Genomic DNA, 3178 nt, shown 5'->3' with positions numbered 1-3178 from the left:
GCTGTTCTAGGTTTTTCCCAGTTAATGTTGCGAGCAAAAAATCTCCCAGCCGAACATTATGAAAATGCCGGCATAATTTATCGTAGTGGCGATTACTTGCTGACAATTATTAATAATATTCTCGATTTATCCAAAATCGAAGCAGGCAAAATCACTCTCAATCCTAAAGATTTTGACTTACATAGCCTACTCGATGATTTAGAAGATATGCTGCATCTGCGGGCAACTAATGCTGGCTTAAATTTAGTCTTTCATAGGACAGAAAATGTCCCTCGCTATATCTGTACCGATGAAGTAAAACTGCGTCAGGTTTTAATTAATTTAATCAGCAATGCGATCAAATTTACCTCGGCAGGTCAAATTACTCTCTATATTTTTCAAGGAGACCGAGAAACAACCGATGTTTTCAATCTCCATTTTCGGGTGCGCGACACTGGCATAGGTATTGCACCTGCCGAAATACCAAAACTCTTTGATGCCTTTACCCAAGCGCAAGCTGGCAAAGAAATGCAGGAAGGAACGGGATTAGGTTTAGCTATCAGTCGCAAATTTGTGCAACTGATGGGAGGGGATATTTCGGTAGAAAGTGAATTAGGAAAAGGTACAACTTTCCAATTCTATATTCAGGTAAAATTGGGGCAAGCAACAGTCAGCAAGAGTATAGAAGAACGTCCGAGAGTGCTAGGACTTGCACCCGGTCAACCTACCTACAAAATCCTCGCAGTAGATGATAAACCGATTAATAGACAATTACTAATTAAGTTGCTCGATCCTTTGGGATTTGAGGTGAAAGAAGCAAGTAACGGGAAAGAAGCGATCGCTATTTGGAATGAATGGGAGCCTCACCTCATCTGGATGGATATGAGAATGCCCGTAATGGACGGTTATGAAGCGACAAAATATATTAAATCTACCATCAAAGGTAATGCTACAGCGATAATTGCCCTCACAGCCAGCGTGTTAGAAGAAGAAAAAGCGATCGTACTTTCGGCGGGGTGTGATGACTTCCTCCGCAAACCTTTCGTTGAACACACCATTTTCGACACGTTATCCAAGCATTTAGGAGTGCAATATATCTATGCAGAAACACAACCGCTTAAATTAGAAGATTTATCGGAAAATACCTTAACATCCCAACATCTAACCTGTATGCCTAAAGAATGGATTAATAAATTATATGATGCTGCTCTTGAAGCTAATACAAACCTTTCTTTACAATTAATAGCAGAAATCACCCCGACAGAAACTCGTTTGAGCCAATTTCTCACCCAACTCGTGCGTAAATTTCAATTCGAGCAATTGATTGATTTAATTGAACCCCTAATAAGCAATGAATCTTAATTTAGAAAGTGAAAATAAAGGTAATATTCTAATTGTAGACGACATTCTGGAAAACTTGCAATTACTAAGCGAGGCACTACTCAAACTTGGCTACACTGTTCGCAGCGTCACCAGTGGAAGGATGGCACTAAAAACTGTAAGAGTGAAGATACCGGATGCGATACTTTTAGATATCAAAATGCCAGAAATGGATGGTTATGAAGTTTGTAAAGCTCTCAAAGCCGATGATAAGTTACGCCATATACCAGTTATTTTTATTAGTGCTTTATATGATGTTTTCGATAAAGTAACTGCCTTTGATTCAGGAGGTGTAGATTATATAACTAAACCCTTTCAAATTGAAGAAGTAGTAGCAAGGCTGGAAAATCAATTAATCATTAAACGTCAGCAACGAATTCTAGAAAAAGAAATTACTATCCGCAGAGAAACAGAAAAGGTACTCGATCGATCGAGGGCTTTACTTGCTGGCATTTTGAATAGTTCGCTGGATGGGATTGCGGCAATGCAAGCTGTTCGCGACCCAGAGACGGGGAACATTGAGGATTTTCGCTGCTTAGTCGTAAACCCCGTGATTGCGAGAGCTTTTAACTGTAACTGTGAAGATGCGATCGGTAAGTTGACACTAAAACAAATCCTCAGCCAGGTTCAGCCAGAACTATTTTCTCACTTCGTTAATATTGTCGAAACAGGTGAACCTTCCGAAGGAGATTTTTATTATGAATCAGGACAGTCTTCCTGGTTTCATTTTATAGCGGTAAAGCTGGATGATGGTTTTGCTATTACCATCCGCGATATCACCGCCCGGAAACAAGCCGAATTTGAATTACAACAACAAGCTCAAAATTTAGAACTTACTTTGAGCGAACTAAAACGTACCCAAGCCCAACTCATCCAGAGTGAAAAAATGTCTTCTCTGGGGAATTTAGTTGCAGGTGTGGCACATGAAATTAACAATCCCGTTAATTTTATTCACGGTAATCTCAGTCCTGCTACTGAATATTTCCAAGATTTACTGCATTTAGTAAAACTCTATCAGCAACACTTTCCCGATCCCCCAACAGAAATAAAAGCACAAATCGAGGCTATTAACCTAGATTTCCTGCAAGAAGACGTACTCAAACTGCTGAATTCGATGCGGATAGGGACCGATCGCATTCAGGAAATAGTTATGTCTCTGCGGAATTTCTCCCGTCACGATGAGGCGGAATTCAAACGAGTGGATATTCATCAAGGTATCGACAATACCCTGATGCTTCTTCAAAATCGTTTAAAAGCGACATTAGAACATCCAGAAATTGTCACGCTCAAAGATTACGGTCAACTACCGCTAATTGAGTGTTATTCCGGGCAACTCAATCAGGTATTTATGAATCTTCTAAATAATGCTATTGATTCCGTGTCTACCCAATTTATTGGCAATACACCACAAATTAAAATTCATACTCAAGTTCTGAACAGCGAGCGAATATTAATCAAAATATCAGATAATGGCTGGGGAATTCCTGAAGACTTACAATCAAAATTATTTGACCCTTTCTTTACTACCAAACAGGTAGGACAAGGTACGGGACTGGGATTGTTTATCTGTCACCAGATTGTGGTCGATAAACACGGTGGTAATTTATATTGTCACTCAAAATTAGGAAAAGGAGCAGAATTTACCGTTGAAATTCCTATTAACAAAACGTGAGTTCGACCGACTATAAAAGAAATAAGAAAATTTCAAAGCCCAGCAAATCCAAAATCCAAAATCCAAAATCCTTGCATCGCGTGACTTCTGCCAATCGGAAAGAGCGACACTGGCAGAAGCAACCGCACAACTTAAAATTCCTGGGGG

2 protein-coding genes are annotated in these 3178 nt (G+C 39.6%); both read left to right on the top strand.

Annotated elements, in window-relative coordinates; genetic code table 11:
• Positions 1-1341: ATP-binding protein (locus H6S82_RS26010; protein ID WP_191056938.1), on the top strand; the 1341-nt coding region annotated here is incomplete at its 5' end.
• Positions 1331-3031, top strand: coding sequence for a response regulator (locus H6S82_RS26005; RefSeq protein WP_190474258.1), 1701 nt, complete (start codon positions 1331-1333; stop codon positions 3029-3031). The genes H6S82_RS26010 and H6S82_RS26005, both read left to right, overlap by 11 nt.
• Positions 3032-3178 lie beyond the last annotated feature (147 nt).

The sequence above is a fragment of the Planktothrix sp. FACHB-1355 genome, assembly GCF_014748295.1.
In the GTDB taxonomy this organism is placed as follows: domain Bacteria; phylum Cyanobacteriota; class Cyanobacteriia; order Cyanobacteriales; family Aerosakkonemataceae; genus Aerosakkonema; species Aerosakkonema funiforme_A.
This window is presented reverse-complemented; position numbering and strand designations above follow the sequence as displayed.